The 16,023-nt window shown below is 71.5% G+C and carries 17 protein-coding genes and 1 tRNA gene; 6 read left to right on the top strand and 12 right to left on the bottom strand.

Translation table 11 applies throughout. From position 1 onward, the window contains the following. Positions 1-19: 19 nt before the first annotated feature. The 5 genes from E6W39_RS24105 to E6W39_RS24085 all read right to left on the bottom strand — a co-directional run bounded on the left by E6W39_RS24105 (position 20) and on the right by E6W39_RS24085 (position 3,597). Complete coding sequence (locus E6W39_RS24105) at positions 20-640, bottom strand: HAD-IA family hydrolase (RefSeq protein WP_141635297.1); 621 nt, start codon at positions 638-640, stop codon at positions 20-22. Further along, a complete protein-coding gene (locus tag E6W39_RS24100; protein WP_181799419.1) occupies positions 640-1,977 on the bottom strand; it encodes a helix-turn-helix domain-containing protein in 1,338 nt (445 codons plus the stop codon). Before E6W39_RS24100 ends, E6W39_RS24105 begins: the two co-directional genes overlap by 1 nt. A 138-nt stretch (positions 1,978-2,115) precedes the next feature. Then, entirely contained in the window at positions 2,116-2,427 is a 312-nt protein-coding gene (locus E6W39_RS24095; protein ID WP_141635295.1) for a hypothetical protein, read from the bottom strand. Between the two features lie 38 nt (positions 2,428-2,465). After that, positions 2,466-2,759, bottom strand: coding sequence for a hypothetical protein (locus E6W39_RS24090; protein ID WP_141635294.1), 294 nt, complete (start codon positions 2,757-2,759; stop codon positions 2,466-2,468). A gap of 154 nt (positions 2,760-2,913) precedes the next feature. Then, a complete protein-coding gene (locus E6W39_RS24085) occupies positions 2,914-3,597 on the bottom strand; it encodes an HAD family hydrolase (protein WP_228718332.1) in 684 nt (227 codons plus the stop codon). A gap of 122 nt (positions 3,598-3,719) precedes the next feature. Between E6W39_RS24085 and E6W39_RS24080 the strand changes: the two genes are divergently transcribed. The 3 genes from E6W39_RS24080 (at position 3,720) to E6W39_RS24070 (ending at position 6,101) form a co-directional block, all read left to right on the top strand. After that, positions 3,720-4,922 carry a helix-turn-helix domain-containing protein gene (locus tag E6W39_RS24080; protein ID WP_141635293.1) on the top strand — a complete coding sequence of 401 codons (1,203 nt, stop codon included), beginning with the start codon at positions 3,720-3,722 and terminating at the stop codon, positions 4,920-4,922. A 306-nt stretch (positions 4,923-5,228) separates the two neighbouring features. Continuing rightward, on the top strand, positions 5,229-5,708 hold the full coding sequence (locus tag E6W39_RS24075) for a hypothetical protein (protein ID WP_141635292.1): 480 nt from the start codon (positions 5,229-5,231) through the stop codon (positions 5,706-5,708). Between the two features lie 117 nt (positions 5,709-5,825). Beyond that, on the top strand, positions 5,826-6,101 hold the full coding sequence (locus tag E6W39_RS24070) for a hypothetical protein (RefSeq protein WP_141635291.1): 276 nt from the start codon (positions 5,826-5,828) through the stop codon (positions 6,099-6,101). A gap of 36 nt (positions 6,102-6,137) precedes the next feature. Here the strand turns inward: E6W39_RS24070 and E6W39_RS24065 are convergent, their stop codons facing one another. Both E6W39_RS24065 and E6W39_RS24060 read right to left on the bottom strand, forming a co-directional pair. Beyond that, entirely contained in the window at positions 6,138-6,374 is a 237-nt protein-coding gene (locus E6W39_RS24065) for a helix-turn-helix transcriptional regulator (protein WP_141635290.1), read from the bottom strand. Between the two features lie 486 nt (positions 6,375-6,860). After that, positions 6,861-6,934: transfer RNA gene (locus E6W39_RS24060), tRNA-Thr, on the bottom strand. A 257-nt stretch (positions 6,935-7,191) separates the two neighbouring features. On the opposite strand from E6W39_RS24060, the gene E6W39_RS24055 reads away from it, so the two are divergent. From E6W39_RS24055 to E6W39_RS24045, 3 genes are all read left to right on the top strand, one after another. After that, the gene (locus E6W39_RS24055) at positions 7,192-8,283 is read left to right on the top strand and encodes an ABC transporter ATP-binding protein (RefSeq protein WP_101381093.1); all 1,092 of its coding nucleotides are present in this window, start codon (positions 7,192-7,194) and stop codon (positions 8,281-8,283) included. A gap of 129 nt (positions 8,284-8,412) precedes the next feature. Continuing rightward, positions 8,413-8,865: a hypothetical protein gene (locus E6W39_RS24050; protein WP_141635289.1), complete on the top strand. Its 453-nt coding sequence runs from the start codon at positions 8,413-8,415 to the stop codon at positions 8,863-8,865. Between the two features lie 100 nt (positions 8,866-8,965). Next, positions 8,966-9,712, top strand: coding sequence for a nucleotidyltransferase family protein (locus E6W39_RS24045; RefSeq protein WP_141635288.1), 747 nt, complete (start codon positions 8,966-8,968; stop codon positions 9,710-9,712). Positions 9,713-9,785: 73 nt separating this feature from the next. On the opposite strand, the gene E6W39_RS24040 is transcribed toward E6W39_RS24045, so the two are convergent. From E6W39_RS24040 to ispD, 5 genes are all read right to left on the bottom strand, one after another. Beyond that, positions 9,786-11,498 carry a DoxX family protein gene (locus E6W39_RS24040; protein ID WP_228718331.1) on the bottom strand — a complete coding sequence of 571 codons (1,713 nt, stop codon included), beginning with the start codon at positions 11,496-11,498 and terminating at the stop codon, positions 9,786-9,788. A 386-nt stretch (positions 11,499-11,884) separates the two neighbouring features. Further along, positions 11,885-12,877: a 23S rRNA (guanosine(2251)-2'-O)-methyltransferase RlmB gene (rlmB, locus tag E6W39_RS24035; RefSeq protein WP_141635286.1), complete on the bottom strand. Its 993-nt coding sequence runs from the start codon at positions 12,875-12,877 to the stop codon at positions 11,885-11,887. Positions 12,878-13,047: 170 nt separating this feature from the next. Next, the gene (gene cysS, locus E6W39_RS24030) at positions 13,048-14,442 is read right to left on the bottom strand and encodes a cysteine--tRNA ligase (protein WP_141635285.1); all 1,395 of its coding nucleotides are present in this window, start codon (positions 14,440-14,442) and stop codon (positions 13,048-13,050) included. Positions 14,443-14,565: 123 nt separating this feature from the next. Then, a complete protein-coding gene (gene ispF / locus E6W39_RS24025; RefSeq protein WP_141635284.1) occupies positions 14,566-15,072 on the bottom strand; it encodes a 2-C-methyl-D-erythritol 2,4-cyclodiphosphate synthase in 507 nt (168 codons plus the stop codon). Continuing rightward, a complete protein-coding gene (gene ispD, locus E6W39_RS24020) occupies positions 15,062-15,814 on the bottom strand; it encodes a 2-C-methyl-D-erythritol 4-phosphate cytidylyltransferase (RefSeq protein WP_228718720.1) in 753 nt (250 codons plus the stop codon). The genes ispF and ispD overlap by 11 nt, the downstream gene beginning before the upstream one ends. Positions 15,815-16,023 lie beyond the last annotated feature (209 nt).

Below are 16,023 nucleotides of genomic sequence, written 5' to 3'. Positions count from 1 at the left end.
AGCCAGCCTGCGGAGTGGTCTACACCCTTTCGCGAAGCGGGATGCCGAGGAGACTCTCTACGTGCTCGATCACCTGCGCCGGGCCCGCTGCGAGCACGGTGTGGATCCCCAGCGCCTGCGCTGGTGGCAGGTTGCGGGCGGTGTCGTCGACGAACACGCACGCGTCGCCGGGCAGGCCAAGTTGGTGGAGCGTGGTCTCGTACAGCTCAGGGTCCGGCTTGGCCACACCCTGCCCGGACAGCACGACCACATCGAACATGCTCTTCAAGTCGCAGCCCAGATAGGAGTCGTAGGGTGAGGCGCCGGTGCTGTTCGACAGCAGCGCGAGCCGCACGCCAGCCGCGCGGGCCCGCTGCGCGGCTTCGGCTATCACCGGCTCGATTTGCAGGTCCGCGAGCACCCGGGGCAACAGGTCCGCACCATCAACCCCCAGCAGCTCGGCTGTTTGTTCGCCCCACTCGGCCTGGCTGATCAGCCCGCGCTCCAACTGGGCAAACAGGGCGCTGCCTTCGGGGTGCCGGCCTACCGTGTGCATGAGCGTGCCCTCGGGCAGGCCCTCGCGCCGGTCGAAGCCAGCAGCCGCCTCCGGGATACTGCTGGTCAGCACCCCGCCGAAGTCCAGGATCAGTCCGCGTTGCATCACGCCGCCTTCGTCTTGACGATCACTTTGGTGTCCAGCACGTGCTGCCCCAGCGCCCGCACGGTCGAGGAGTTCGCTGTCGCGCGCAGGGCCCGGTGCAGCGCGGTGACCCGGCGCAGAGTGTCCCTGTGCTGGACGCGGGCGACCAGGTCGAGAGCCGCGTGCCCGTCCGCGCAGGCCGCCTCCGCGTCGCCTGCCCCGGCGTGGGCCTCGGCCCGGCCGACATGAGCGGTCGCGCGATGGCGCAGCATCGGCTCGGGCAGCCGCTGGAGCGCGACGTCGAGAGCCGGAAGTGCCTCGCGCCACCGGCCCATCGCCACCAGGTCCCCGCCCTCGTAGCCGTCCGCTTTCGACAGGTCGAACCAGGAGAAGCCGCCCCAGCGGTGGTCGTCGTCCACCGGGCCGGCCAGCAGCGAGCGGGCCGCATCCAGCGAGTCGCGGAACCCGGCCTCGTCGCCGCAGGCGGCGTGCATCTCGGAGGCGACTGCGTGCGTCCACGCCCTGGTGCGCAGGCATGCGCCATTCTCGGCCTGGTCGACGGCGGCGAGGGCGTAGTCCAGCGCGTCGTCCCGGTCGCCGCCCTGGTGCGCCTCCACGAAGGCCCGGCCGCCGAACACCAGCGCGCTGATCTCCCAGTTGCCCGTTTCGCGTGCGAGCTGCTGGGCGAGCGTCATATAGGTATCGGCGGCGGCGTAGTCCTGCATGTCGAGGGTCAGCATGCCGCCGGCCATGGCCGCCATCTCTGCTATGTGGTTGAGCAGCGCGAACCGGTCGGCCTGCGGCTGCTCTCTGGGGCGCAGTGAGAGGGCCAGTTCGATCTGATGGTGTGCCACCGGCAGCAGGGCATGGGCCGGGAAGGCGGTGAAGGATCGGCGGATGCTGCGACTGATCGTCTCCAACTCAAGTAGCGCTTGCCGGTCGATTCGCCCGCGGTCCGAGCGAGCGGCCACCTGTTCGCTCGTGTCCGGGGACATAGCGCCCAGGGCTGCGGTGATGCCGGCGATGGAGCCGAGGGTGAAGGTGCGTCTCAGCAGCCGGTCGCTCGTGGGATGCTCGGGCGGAGCAACGGGCGCCGGCGGCGCGGCTTTTTCGACCGGCTGCCAGGCCGGGTAGCGCGTGTCGAGCGCGAGCAGGCGCGGCGGGTCGACGCCGAGGGCGTCGGCGAGTTTCGTGGCCATCGCGATGCTGTCGAGGGAGATCACACCTCGCTCGACCTGCGAGATCCACGATGTGGTGCGGTCGACCTGGTCGCCGAGCATGGCCTGCGACCATCCGCGGCGCAGTCGGGCTTTCTGGATCCGCTTCCCGATGATCTTGTCGATGTCTGCCACGGTCATCCCCATGTCCGTGTCGGCACAACTACAGGGCGTACACCCTATAGGAGATGGAAGCCACGGCGACAGCGGCACCGCGCTCGCCGAAAGATGTACGAAGCCCCCGCTCGGCTTCAGCCGGGCGGGGGCGATTCGTGGTGGTCAGCCCTCGCGGGCGGCTTCTTGGAGGGCGTCCCAGGTCGCCCAGAAACGCCCCTCGTCGCGAGCCTGGACCATGACGGGGTGCTGTCGGACCGCGCGGCCCAGTTGGTCTCGCTCGGCGCGGAGTTCCTCCAGCTTGGCGCTTTCCTCCTCGCTCCAGCGTGCCCGCTCCTGGGTCTGCTCGGGCGCAGGGTAGTGCTCGCTGCGGAGCCGGTCGACCTCGGCGATGTGCTGAGCGACGGCGTTCTCTGCGGCGATGCGGTCGCGCTGGAGCTGGGCAAGGTCGTCGGGGATGGGCAGAGCGTCGGACACGGGGCAGATCCTAGGGTGCGGGTCGGACAGATGAGCGGCTACGCGCCGAGGCCGGCGGCGTCCATATCGTCGGGGGTGAGCGGCTGGAGGGTAGCGGGGTCGTGGCGGAGCCAGGCCCAGCCGTCGCCGGGGTCCCGAGACTTCCGCCAGCGGACGTGCGCTACCCAGCCGGACGGGAGTCGCCGCCATTGGGTGAGCAGCGCTGGCTGCCAGCGCCCCTCCACATGCACAACCACCATCTGCCAGGCGTCCACGCTCGGGTGCGGGCCGGGGCCGGCCATCTCGGCGCGGCTGGCCGGCTCGGCGTCGGCTGGGCAGGTCGGGCTGTACACGCTGCCATTATCGCTCACACGTTCGACCTGATTGCTACGGAGCGTTCATGCGGCCCCGCTTGTCTTCGGCCCGGCAGAGCCCTCGCCGTCTCTGAGTCAGCGCACTACGAGGACGCGGTCGCGGCCTCGCCTGCAAGTGCCCGCCTCGATGGAGTCACGATGGCAGGTCGCAGACCAGTCCAGCCACGACGGCCGTCTCCTCCAGCCCTAGGAGCACTCGATCAGCGCCCGCTGCCGTCAGCTCGGCCGCACTGGTCCGCCCGGTCGCCACAGCCACCGCGAAGACGCCCGTCGCCAGGCCGGCCTCCACATCGGCGACCGTGTCCCCGAAGATGATCGCCTCATTCGGCTCCACCCCGGCTCGCCGCAACGCGACGCGGACCATGTCGGCGCGGACCTCAGCGTCCTCACCGTAACCACCGACCTCGAAGTCGATGTGCCGGTCCAGCCCGAATGTCTGCAGCTTGATCTCCGCGACCGAGCGCACATTGCCCGTCGCCGCCGTCTGCACCACACCGGGCAGCGACGCCAGAGTCCCCAGCGCAGCCGCCGCCCCCGGCAAGGCATGCCCGCGTTCCCTCAACTCGCCAGCCCGTCGTAGGTACTCCGACGCGAGGATCTCCGTGTACTCCTGGAAGTCGACGAGGTCACGGGGAAGGCCGTGCAGCACCAGGGTTTCCCGCAGGATTGCGAGCTCGCTGCGGCCGGTGATCTCCGCCTGCTTTTCCAGAGGGCGCCCCGTGACGCGCTCGAACGCCGCCGCGAACGCCTCATGCCCCACACCGCGCGTCGCGATCAGCGTGTGGTCAACATCCCAGAGCACCAGCCGCTTGGCCACGTCCACTCCCCTCCAGGACAACATGAGGCAACCAGCCTGCCACAGCAACCCGGCCATCACGCCGCCCAACGGCTACTACCCTGAAGTGGACAGCCAATTACAGCCAGTACACGGAGGCCGGTATGGTCGCGCCAGACCTCCCCATCGGCGACAGGATCCGGCACTACCGCCAGACCCGCGGCAACCGACGCCAAGACGTCATCGCCGGCCTCGTCGGAATCACACCCGACTACCTGTCACAGATCGAACGGGGCCTCAAGACCCCTACCGTCCAGGTCCTTCACGCCATCGCCAAGGAGCTCGGAGTGCCCACCGCAGCGTTACTCTCCGAGGCAGCACTCCCCGCCGCTGCCCCTGCAGACAGCAGCGAACCGGCAATCAGCCGAGCGCTCATGGGCTACGGCCCACCACGAAGTACGGACCCCACCCCACTGCCTATCCTCCGCGAGCGGGTTGAACAGGCGTGGCGTAGCTGGCAGACCTCTCCAACTCGCTTCACCGATGCCGCCGTCACGCTCCCCGACTTGATCGCCGACGTCGAGCACACCGTCCGCGCCCACCGCAGCGAGCCCGCGCCCCATCGAGACGCCCTCCGATGCGCCGCCGACCTCTACTTCCTTCTCCGCTCCTATCTTCGCCGCACCGGCCGAGTCGATCTCTCCCTCATGGCCGCCGACCGGGCCGTACGCGCTGCCGAGGACGCCGACGATCCCCTGCGAATCGCCGCTGCACAGTGGAACCTCGGGCACGTCCTCCTCGCCGCCGACGAAGCGGAGGGAGCGGAGCAGGTCGCCACCCGCGCCGCTGCCGACCTGGCGCCCCGCGTCGCGGCTCATGACGCCGAATCCGACGCCATGGCTGGCGCTCTCAAGCTCGTCACCGTGGTTGCCGCCACCCGCCGCCGCGACTGGTGGACTGCCCGCGACCGGCTGAATGAGACGCGGGACATCGCACGCCGCACCGGCGAGGGCAACGTCATGTGGACCGTCTACGGGCCCACCAACGTGGAGTTGCACCGGGTCAGCATCGAGATGGAGGCGGGAGAGGCTGGGGAGGCGCTACGGATGGCCGATGCGATCGACACCTCCGAGCTGCCGTCCCGCGAGAGGGAGTTCACGTTCACGCTCGAAGTCGCGCGCTGCTACGACCTGCGCCGCGAGGACGCCTCAGTTCTCCTGAGCCTGCTGGAGCTGGAGCAGTTGGCCCCCGAGGACTTGGCCCGGCAACCTCTTGCGCGCGACATGTTGCTTGGCCTGGTGCGCAGAGCCCGGGCGATGCATGCCCGTCAGGCAGAGGCGCTGGCCGTTCGGCTGGGCTTGTTGTGAGCGCGTAGGCGAGCTGGTGGTTCACCCGAGCTGACAGTTCGGGTGAGTCTGACGCGGCAGCCCTACCTTCCTTCGCATGGCAGAACTTGCGGTGTCCGTGCCGAAGCCCGCCGACGGGCTACCGCACTCGGAATCACTCCTGAGGCTGGATCGGTTCCCCTGCAGCGACTGCGGCGCCCCGGAGGCGCCCTTCCGAGGCGAGCTGCGAACGATCCCGGTCCCGCCTGGAGCGGTGCGAGATGAGCGCGTCTGGCGGTGCTCGGACTGCCACCGCCGGCACCGGGCCAAGCTGGCGGCGGTGGCCCGGTGACGCCGCAGGCGCAGACGGCGCCGTTGGTGATGTCGCCGGCCGCCTGGCTGGCCAGCAGTACGGGGCCCGACCGGCCCGTGATAGAGCGGGAGTGGCCCGGGCAGCCGGGGGGCATCCAGATGCTGCCCTGCGGCGTGCTGTGGGACGCGATACGACTGCCGGAAGAGTCCGGGCTGGCCGCGCTCCACATGCTCCTGGCAACCGACGCCGCCCCGGCCATCGGCCCGGTGATGCATGATCCAGGACGTGGCTACGTCTACTGGCTCGTCCCGGTGGAGAGCCACGCCGATCTCACCTGGGCACGCATCACTCGTTCGTCCCGAGTGTTCTCCACGGGCGACTACCTGGGTGCGCCTGAGCCGGATCCGGCTGTGCCGGGCCCCGTCCGCTGGGTCCGCTGGCCGGACGTGACCGGTGTGCTGACCCCGCCGTCGCTGTTGGCCGCCGCCGTGCTTCAGGTGCTGCCCACGGCCTGAGATGCTCCCGCGCCGCCACGCCCGTGGCGGGGGTGGCGCGGGTCACGGTTCCGTCCGTTGACGCCCCGCCGTACGCGGGCGGGACCTCCAAGCCCTCTGTAACGTAAGGACTATGCGATGAGTGCAACCGCCATCATCACCCGCCAGTTCGACCAGGCGCGCGCCCTGACCAAGCTGCGTGCCCTCGGCCTCCAGCTCCACCGGCAGGCGACCGCACACGCTGCCACCGCCGAGTTGGATGACACGCTCAGTCAGATGCGCACTGTGCACGACGGGCTGACCATCGGCCTGGCCTCCGGCCTCTCGCTGAGGCTCGGCCACAGCATCCGGAGCGTTGCCGCTCGCCGCGCTGCGGCGGCGAACATCGTCACGCGGTTCTCCGAAGCGGCCTGACCGCCCGTACGCCGCGGCTCGCCTCGGCCCTGGCGACTACTCGTCCCGGAAGAGCTGCCAGAGCGGCACGCCGAGGGTTTCAGCGATGAGGCCGAGCGCATCGAGTGACGCCGAGTGGGTTGCCAGCTCGGTGCGGTAGACCGTGTGGCGGGCGATTCCTGCCTCGTGGGCGAGCTGCTCTTGAGACAGACCGCGCTGGATGCGCAGGTCGCGGATGCGGTGTCCGACCTGGACGCGCTGCGCGATCAGCCAGTCGGGCAGGTCGGAAGGCACCTAGTCACGCTGGCTGGTCCATGATCGAATGTCTGCCGCAAATATGCGGCAAATGCCCACCTGAGGGGACATGAGCTGCCCTGCTGGCACAGCCGGCGGGGCTACGGAGCGGGTGGTGGAGGTTGCGTATCCCCTGCCGCCCGTTAGATGCCGCAAGTCGGCATCCCGCCCCGGCACCGAAAGGCGCCGGGGCGGTCTAGTCTTTACGCAAGAGGACCCCCGTCGCTTTGCTCGACGGGGGTCCTCACGTGGTCCGGCCCGGTTGTCCTCCCCAGCCGTCCCACGGTACGCGAAGGGGGCGTATCCGGCCGCACACGGCCGCCCCTACGGTCATCACTCTACGCGATCTTTCCAAATTGAACAGGGGGATGGTTGAACCGTGTCCAACTCCCCAGGGGCGTTGTGGATTCTTTGCGGACTCTCAAGATCAAAAGGAGCCTCGAATCATGATCGCGTTCGAGGCTCCCCGGCTGGTCAGATGCCCTGAGCCCCCTGTCGGGTTCGAACCGACGACCCCCGCTTTACAAGAGCGGTGCTCTGGCCAGCTGAGCTAAGGAGGCATGGTGACCGTCCGCAGCGAGCCACGGCGGCACCGGGTGGCAGTCTACCGGGGAAGGTGGGGCGGCGGTGGCGGATTCGGGGTGTGATCGGACTGGTATCCGATTGGTGGGGAGGTGGGGGCTGACACGGGGATGACGTGGCGGGTAGCCTCGGGCGGAGTCGTCACGGCGTGGTAGAGACCACCTCGGGGCGGCGGACAACCCAGCCTTTACTCGGATCGTCCGGCACGTTCCTGCCGGTGAAGGAGAGCACCATCATGGCTTCTGTCACCTATGACAAGGCGACCCGTCTGTACCCGGGCGGCACCAAGCCCGCGGTCGACGCCCTGGACCTGCACATCGAGGACGGCGAGTTCCTGGTGCTGGTCGGCCCCTCGGGCTGCGGCAAGTCGACCAGCCTGCGGATGCTGGCCGGCCTGGAGGACGTCAACGGCGGCGCCATCCGGATCGGCGACCGCGACGTGACCAACCTGCCGCCGAAGGACCGGGACATCGCGATGGTGTTCCAGAACTACGCGCTCTACCCGCACATGACCGTCGCCGACAACATGGGCTTCGCGCTCAAGATCGCCGGCGTCAACAAGGCGGAGATCCGCAAGAAGGTCGAGGAGGCCGCCAAGATCCTCGACCTCACCGAGTACCTGGACCGCAAGCCCAAGGCGCTCTCCGGTGGCCAGCGCCAGCGCGTCGCGATGGGCCGTGCGATCGTCCGCGAGCCGCAGGTCTTCCTGATGGACGAGCCGCTCTCCAACCTGGACGCCAAGCTGCGCGTCTCCACCCGCACCCAGATCGCCGGCCTCCAGCGCCGCCTGGGCATCACCACGGTCTACGTGACGCACGACCAGACCGAGGCCATGACCATGGGCGACCGGGTCGCGGTGCTCAAGGACGGCCTGCTGCAGCAGGTCGACACCCCGCGCCGGATGTACGACAAGCCCGCCAACGTCTTCGTGGCCGGCTTCATCGGCTCGCCCGCGATGAACCTGATCGACGTTCCGCTGGTGGACGGCGGCGTGAAGTTCGGCGGCTCGGTGATCAACATCGACCGCGAGCAGCTGGCCGGGGCCGGCAGCGACAAGAACGTGACCGTCGGCATCCGTCCGGAGCACTTCCAGATCGTGTCGGAGGGTGGCATCGAGGGCGTGGCCGTCACCGTCAACGTGGTCGAGGAGCTCGGCGCGGACGGCTTCGTCTACGGCACCACCGTGGTCGGCGGCGAGGACAAGGACATCGTGGTGCGGGTCAACGGCCGTCAGGTGCCGCAGAAGGGCGAGACCATCCACGTGGTCCCGGCCGGCGGCGAGACGCACGTCTTCTCCACCAGCACCGGCGCCCGCCTCAGCAACTGATTCGGCGTCATCCTCGGTCGAACGCACGCCTGAGCCCCGTCGGACATCCGTCCGACGGGGCTCGGATGTTGTCACTCATCCGTGTGACGGAGTGTCGGCAAACCCTCACGCGGCGCTACCCTCACTGGCGTGAAGCAGCTCGTGCGCCGCATCGGCCAGACCATCGCCCTCACGCTGCCCGTGGTCCTGGTGACCACCGGCACGCTCGCCGTGACCCGGGTCGCCTGGGCCCCGCCGACCAGTGACGACCAGCAGGTGGTCGCCGCCTCCAGCGGCACCGCACCGGGCATCGGAAAGGTCGGCGCCGGCACCGGAAGCGCCGCCGGCCACGGGTCGCTGCCCCCGGTGGACGCGCTCCGCACCGACCTGCTCTCCGAGCTGCGCTCCCAGGGCGCGCCCGCGGCGCTGGACCTGCTGGAGCGCAGCATGCAGCAGCAGCCCTCGCTGACGCCCTACTGCACCACGCTGGCCAAGGAGTTGGGCCAGGCCACGGTGAAGCTGTACCAGGGCGATGTGCAGCGGGCCCGGTCCTTCGCCCGCCCGGTCTGCGACGGCTCCTTCGCCGCCGGCCTGCAGGGCTGAGCCAGGGCAGCTGAACCGAAGCGGGTGCGGCCCCCGAAGGCCGCTCCCCGCGAGCCCCGAAGGGCTGATCCCACCGGGCCTGGAGAGCTACCCTGCCCCCATGACCGGCACCCCGATCCCCTACGCGCCCAGCACCCCCATCGTCACGCAGGCCGTGATCCTCGCGGGCGGCCAGGGTTCCAGGCTGCGCCCGTACACCGATGACCGGCCCAAGCCGCTGGTCGAGATCCCCGGCACCGGCACCCCGATCCTGGGGCACCAACTCGCCTGGCTGGCAGCCGAAGGCGTGACGGACGTGGTGGTCTCCTGCGGCCATCTGGCCGAGGTGCTGCAGGAGTGGCTGTCCTCGGCCCGACTTCCGCTGCGGGTGAGCACGGTGGTGGAGTCCGCGCCGCTGGGCCGGGGCGGCGGGCTGAAGTTCGCCGCTGCGGCGCTGCCCCGCCCCGAGGAGCCCTGGTTCGCGACCAACGGCGACATCTGGACCAGGTTCAGCCTGCGCGAGATGGCCGACTTCCACCATGAGCGCGACGCCCTCGCCACCCTGGCCCTGGTCCGGCCGCGGATCCCCTGGGGCGCCGTGGAGACCGACCAGTTCGGCAATGTGCTGGACTTCATCGAGGCGCCGCCGTCGCCGTTCCTGATCAACGCCGGGCTGTACGTCTTCGCGCCCGGTTTCGCCGAGTTGCTGCCGGACGCGGGCGACCACGAGCGCACCACCTTCCCGCAGTTGGCCCGGGCCCGGCGACTGGCCGGCTACCAACTCCCGCAGGGCGTCTACTGGCGCGCCATCGACACCGCCAAGGACCTCACCGAGGCCGCCAAGGAGCTTGCCGCGTCGGGTCATTGACAGAGCGTCACAGATGCCGAAAAGGTGGCCCCTCCTGCGAACAGGAGGGGCCACCCGCTGGCCGGCGCCGGCTTCAGACCACCGGCCGGACCCCCGAACTGCCCTGCGGCATCCCCAGGGTGGAGGGCAGCAGCCCGCTGCCCAGCACCCCGCCGATCAGCCCGCCGCCACCGCTCGGGCTCGGCTTCGCCGTCCGGGTGCCACCGGCGGTGCCGGTGCTGCCCGGAGTGGTGACCGGGGCGCTGCCGGCGCTGCCCGCCGAGCCGGCCGAACTGGCGCCCTGGGTCGCGGTGTTGCCCGAGCCCTCGGTGGCACGGGCGCTGCCGGACGGATGCGGCCGCCGGGAACCGCCCGGCGAGGCCGAGGTCGAGGGCGACGGGGTGGCCGAGCCGGACGGGGACGGCGAGGCGGCTCCGGACGGCTTGGCGGGGCCACCCGCCGACGCGCCCGGGGTGTGCGGGCGGTCCGTCGTGGGTGCGCTGGTGACGGCGGGCCAGACCGGCGTCCCGTAGTCGCTCGACGGCACCTGGCCCGGCCGGGGCTGCCCGTTGCCGCGCACCGCGGCACCGACCAGCGAGCCGAACAGCAGGCTCACCCCGATCACCACGGTGGCCACGACGGTGCCCCGCCGCAGCACCCGGCGGCGCAGCGCTCCGGGCGCCTGCGGCCCGTACCGCCGCCAGGCCTCCAGCGCCAGCCGCCCGTCCAGCGAGGCGTACGGCGCGCCGGCGATCAGCAGCGGGCTCCACGCCGCCAGCAGGATCAGGTCGGGCGTGTCGTACGCGGGGACGGCCTGCCAGCTGACCGTGAACAGCAGCGCCGCGGAGAGCAGCATCGACGCCCCGGCCGCCAGCCGCTGCCACAACCCCAGCAGGGTGAGCACCCCGACCACGACCTCGGTGAACGCCACCCCGAGGCCCGCGCCGACGGGGTGCGCCATGGCGAATTCCAGCAGCGGCTGGGCCGTCTTCCAGGGGTGCAGCGAGGCGAGCCAGCGCATCATCGAGCCGCGGTTGCCGCCGTCGAAGTACACCGGGTCGCAGAGCTTGCTGAGCCCGGCGTAGAGCGACAGCGAGCCGAGCAGCACCCGCATCGGCAGCAGTACCAGGCCGAGGTCGACCCGGCGGCCGGGGTACCAGGCGTGCCGGCTGGGCTCCCCGGCGGTCGCCGAGTGCTCGGGCAGCTCACCGCTGGGCTGCCAGCCGGGCCGGGGCAGCCGGGCCGGGGTCGAGCCGCCGTCACCGGACGACTGGCGCGGCACGCCGCCGCGGGCCGGGCCGGGCCGGTAGCCGCCGCCGACCGGCGCGCTGTCCCAGCCGGGCACGGTGTCCAGCCGCTGGGTGGTCTCGGCGTCGACCAGACCGACCGAGCCGACCGGATCGGCAAGGCCGACCGAACCCATCGGCGTGCCACCGCCACCGCCGCCCAGCGCGGCGCCGCCCCGGACGGCCCCGCCCAGCGAGGCCATCGAGTGCAGCCGCACCGCGTCCAGCAGCTGGGTGGCCGCCAGGTCGCCGGGGGCGGCCTGCCCGCTCCAGGTCACCGCGGTGACCCGGCCCTTGCGGCGGCCCGCGGTGCGGCCGGCGGCCGGTGCGCTGTCCGCCACGCCGGCCCGGACCAGGCCGGGCCGGCCGCCGTAGCTCATCGAGGCGTACGGCCGCCCGAACGAGTCGGCATACGGCGCGGCCGGGGCCGGTGGTGCGTCGATCAGGGACGCGACCGGGCCGGCCAGCCGGATCCGGAAACTGACCTGGGTGCTGCTGAGCCGGGACGGATCGCTAGGCACCCGGACCGTGCTCAGGGCGGGCTCTTCCGCTATCCCGGCCGCTTGGCCCAGCCTCGGGCGACGACGTGTTCTGGTGTCCACACCAGCTCTAACCGGGTGATGCCCGGTTAGGACACTCCTGAGAGTGCAACCGCAAACATCGCTGACGGATGCGGTCTCCCCCGTGCACGAGGGTGACCGCATCCGTCAGAAGCGGGCGGAATCCGGGCTCAATCGAACCCGGGAGGCGAACCTCAGCCCCGGGCGCCCAGAACCTCAGCCCGTGGCCCCCAGAGCGTCAGCCCGGCGGCCCAGAGCCTCAGCCCCGGCCGCCCACCACGTCAGCCCCGGCCGCGTAGCACCTCAGCCCTGGCCGCGCAGCACCTCCGCCCCCGCGGCGCAGGACGTCAGCCCTTGGCGCGCAGCCGGGCGGCCTCGTAGAGCACGATGCCGGCGGCCACACCGGCGTTCAGCGACTCGGTCTGGCCCGGCATCGGGATCCGCACCAGCAGGTCGCAGGTCTCCGAGACCAGCCGGGAGAGCCCGCGGCCCTCGCTGCCCGCCACGATCACCACCGGGCCGGTCAGCGCGTCCAGGTCGCCGATCTCGGCCTCGCCGTCGGCGGCCAGGCCGACCACCATCAGGCCGGCCTTCTGGTAGGCCTCCAGCGCCCGGGTCAGGTTGGTGGCCCGGGCCACCGAGAGCCGGGCCGCGGCGCCGGAGGAGGTCTTCCAGGCACCGGCGGTCATGCCGGCCGCCCGGCGCTCCGGGATCACCACGCCGTGCGCACCGAAGGCGGCGGCCGAGCGGACCACGGCGCCCAGGTTGCGCGAGTCGGTCACCCCGTCCAGCGCCATGATCAGCGCGTCCTGGCCGGCGTCGGCGGCGATCTCCAGCAGGTCCTCGGGGTGCGCGTACTCGTACGGCGGCACCTGCAGCACCAGGCCCTGGTGGTTCAGGCCGCCGGTCATCTGGTCCAGCTGCGGGCGGGGGGCCTCCATCAGCGGGATGCCGCGGTCGTTGGCGGCCTGGAACGCCTCGCGCACCCGGTCGTCGGTGTCGATGAACTGCATCACGTAGAGCGCCGTGGCGGGCACCCCGCCCTGCAGCGCCTCGGCCACCGAGTTGCGGCCGACCACCAGCTCGGCGCTGCCCGCGCCACCGCGACCGCCCCGGCCGCCACCGCCGGCCCGGCGCATCCCGGCGCGGGCCTTGGCGTCCCGCTCGCGCTTGAGCGCCGCGTTGGCGGCGCGCTGCTTGGGGTGTCCCTTGCGCTCCTCGCCGGGCGGGGTCGGGCCCTTGCCCTGGAGTGCCTTCCGGCTGTGGCCGCCGGTACCGACACTCGCGCCCTTCTTCGATCCGGGGTTGCGGCGGTTCCTGCGCTGGCTGTTGCCGGCCATGGTGTGGCTTCCTGTCTTTCGCCGAAAATCTGTCTGCGTCATGCCGAAGGGCCGTACTCCTGGAGAGTACGGCCCAGCGACGCCCGGTGCCCGGCTCGCGAGCACGGGGCTACTGGTTGCTGCCCGCGTCACCCACCTACGGAATTCCGTAGGTGGGTGACGAGCACGGGCTACTGGTTGCTGAGCGTCCAGCGGGGGCCGGACGGGGTGTCCTCGATCGCCAGGCCGGCCAGCCCCAGCTGGTCGCGGATGGCGTCCGCGGCGGCGTAGTCCTTGCGGGCCCGGGCTGCCTGGCGCTGCTCCAGCACCAGGCGGACCAGCGAGTCGACCACGCCGTGCAGGTCTTCGCCCTGCTCGGTGCCGACCCACATCGGGTCCAACGGGTCGAGGCCCAGTACACCGAGCATCGCACGGACCTCGGCGACGCGGGCGACCGCGTTCTCCTTGTCGTCCGCGGCGAGCGCGCTGTTGCCCTGCCGGACCGCGGTGTGCACCACGGCCAGCGCCTGCGGCACGCCCAGGTCGTCGTCCATCGCCTCGGCGAAGGCCGGCGGGACCTCGGCGGCCGGCTCCACCGGGCCGCAGCGCTCCACGACGCGCTGGATGAAGCCCTCGATCCGGCTGAAGGCGGCCTCGGCCTCGCGAAGCGCCTCCTCGCTGTACTCGATCATGGAGCGGTAGTGCGGGCTGCCCAGGTAGTAGCGGAGCACGATGGGCCGCCAGTGCTTCACCATCTCGGAGACCAGCACCGAGTTGCCCAGCGACTTGCTCATCTTCTCGCCGGACATGGTGACCCAGGCGTTGTGCACCCAGAAGCCGGCGAAGTCGTCGCCGAACGCCTTGGACTGGGCGATCTCGTTCTCGTGGTGCGGGAAGATCAGGTCGAGCCCGCCGCCGTGGACGTCGAAGGCCTTGCCCAGGTACTTGTGCGCCATCGCGGAGCACTCCAGGTGCCAGCCCGGACGGCCGGGGCCCCAGGGGGTGTTCCAGCTCGGCTCGCCCGCCTTCGCCGCCTTCCACATGGCGAAGTCGCGCGGGTCGCGCTTGCCGGTCTCGCCCTCGCCCTCGGGCTGCAGCAGGTTCTCCAGCCTCTGGTTGGAGAGCTGCAGGTAGTCGGGGAACGACTTGACGTCGAAGTAGACGTTGCCGTCGGCCGCGTAGGCGTGGCCGTTGGCGATCAGCGTCTGCATCATGTCGATCATCTCGGGGATGTGCCCGGTGGCGCGCGGCTCGACGGTCGGCGGCAGGCAGCCGAGGGCGGTGTAACCCTCGTTGAAGGCACGCTCGTTGGCGTAGGCGATCTGCCACCAGGGCAGGCCGAGCTCCTGCTCCTTCTTGATGACCTTGTCGTCGATGTCGGTGACGTTGCGCACGAACGTCACGTCGAAACCGCGGTAGGCGAACCAACGACGCATCATGTCGAAGTTCAGGCCGGAGCGGATGTGCCCGATGTGCGGGGCGCTCTGTACGGTCGCGCCGCACAGGTAGATCGAGACACAGCCCGGTACAAGCGGGACGAAGTCGCGTACCTGGCGGGTGCTGGTGTCGTACAGGCGAAGGCTCACAGCGTCCAGGGTAGTGGGAACCGGGTAGTGCCCCGCCACCTTTGCGCGCGGACGTGACGGCCGTGTGAACCGGGATGACGCACCGTGGCCGACCGGAGCCCCCGCTCCGGTCGGCCGGTGACGTCAACCCCTCGGGTAGACCAGCGCGGTGGCCAGTCCGACCAGCCCCTCGCCGCGCCCGGTCATGCCGAGCCCGTCGGTGGTGGCGGCGGAGAGCGCCACCGGCGCTCCGGCGGCGGCCGACAGCACCTTCTCGGCCTCCGCCCGCCGGCTGCCGATCCGCGGTCGGACCCCGATCACCTGGACCGCGATGTTGCCGATCTCGAAGCCGGCCTCGCGCACGATCCGGGCCGCCTCGGTGAGCAGCGTGGTGCCCGCGGCGCCGGCCCACTCGGGGCGGTCGGTGCCGAAGTGCGTTCCCAGGTCGCCCAGTCCGGCCGCCGAGAAGATGGCGTTGCAGGCGGCGTGCGCCGCCACGTCGCCGTCCGAGTGACCGGCCAGCCCCTGCGGGGCGTCCTCCCAGTGCAGCCCGGCGACATGCAGCGGCACCCCGTCGGCGAACGCGTGCACATCGGTGCCGATCCCGACTCGCGGGATCACGAAGGGAGTTGACGAACTATCAGAAACCATCGGAAGCCCTCCGTCGGGCGAGTACCGCCTCGGCCAGCACCAGGTCCAGCGGCCGGGTCACCTTGAACGCCTCCTCGTGGCCGGGCACCACGACCACCTGACCGCCGTACCACTCGACCAGCCCGGCGTCGTCGGTCACCGCAGGACCGCCGCCGGCCGCCGCCTCGGACAGCGCCTTGGCGTGCACCTCGGCCAGCAGCTCGCGGCGGAAGCCCTGCGGCGTCTGCACCGCCCGCAGGGTGGCGCGGTCCGGCGTGTCGAGCACCGGCTCGGGCCGGCCGGCCTCGGCGGGCTCCACCCGCTTGACCGTGTCGGCCAGCGGCACCGCCGGCACCACCGCCCCGGCGCCACCGCGCACCGCGCCGATCACGGCGTCCACCACCTCGACCGGCACCAGCGGCCGGGCCGCGTCGTGCACCAGCACGATCTCGGTCTGCTCGGGGATCGCCGCCAGGCCCAGGCGCACCGACTCCTGGCGGGTCGCCCCGCCGGCCACCACCCGGACGTCCTTGCCGTCCAGCCCGTGGCTGTCCAGCAGGCCGACCACCTCGGCGACTCCGTTCGGCGGCGCGGCCACCACGACCAGGCCGACCGACCGGCTGCGCGCCAGCGCCCGCACGGCGTGCACCAGCAGCGGCGCACCGCCCAGTTCGCGCAGCGCCTTGGGCGCTCCAGGCCCGAGCCGCTCGCCCCGCCCGGCGGCGGGGACCACGGCAGCTGCCACTACTCCTGTGGTGTTCAGGTTTCACTCCTTCGCCGAAGTGGGTATGGCCCTGGCGTACCCGTCAGACGGTGCACCGGACCCCTTCCACCCGGCGCCGCCTCTCGGGTACCGGGCCACGTCTCGGGCACCGACATCTCGGGGCCCGAATCGATCCGCCCCCGGGCATGCCGCAGCGCCCGGGTTGCCACAGCATCACATCCGGACCAGCTGATCCGCAGTGATGGGGT

This window comes from Kitasatospora acidiphila (assembly GCF_006636205.1).
Lineage (GTDB): Bacteria > Actinomycetota > Actinomycetes > Streptomycetales > Streptomycetaceae > Kitasatospora > Kitasatospora acidiphila.
This window is presented reverse-complemented; position numbering and strand designations above follow the sequence as displayed.

Excerpts from the sequence above, each read along its gene's own strand:
- E6W39_RS24105 (WP_141635297.1), bottom strand. The coding sequence starts at position 640 with ATGCAACGCGGACTGATCCTGGACTTCGGCGGGGTGCTGACCAGCAGT.
- E6W39_RS24100 (WP_181799419.1), bottom strand. The coding sequence starts at position 1,977 with ATGACCGTGGCAGACATCGACAAGATCATCGGGAAGCGGATCCAGAAA.
- E6W39_RS24080 (WP_141635293.1), top strand. The coding sequence starts at position 3,720 with ATGGTCGCGCCAGACCTCCCCATCGGCGACAGGATCCGGCACTACCGC.
- E6W39_RS24070 (WP_141635291.1), top strand. The coding sequence starts at position 5,826 with ATGAGTGCAACCGCCATCATCACCCGCCAGTTCGACCAGGCGCGCGCC.
- E6W39_RS24055 (WP_101381093.1), top strand. The coding sequence starts at position 7,192 with ATGGCTTCTGTCACCTATGACAAGGCGACCCGTCTGTACCCGGGCGGC.
- E6W39_RS24045 (WP_141635288.1), top strand. The coding sequence starts at position 8,966 with ATGACCGGCACCCCGATCCCCTACGCGCCCAGCACCCCCATCGTCACG.
- rlmB (WP_141635286.1), bottom strand. The coding sequence starts at position 12,877 with ATGGCCGGCAACAGCCAGCGCAGGAACCGCCGCAACCCCGGATCGAAG.
- ispF (WP_141635284.1), bottom strand. The coding sequence starts at position 15,072 with ATGGTTTCTGATAGTTCGTCAACTCCCTTCGTGATCCCGCGAGTCGGG.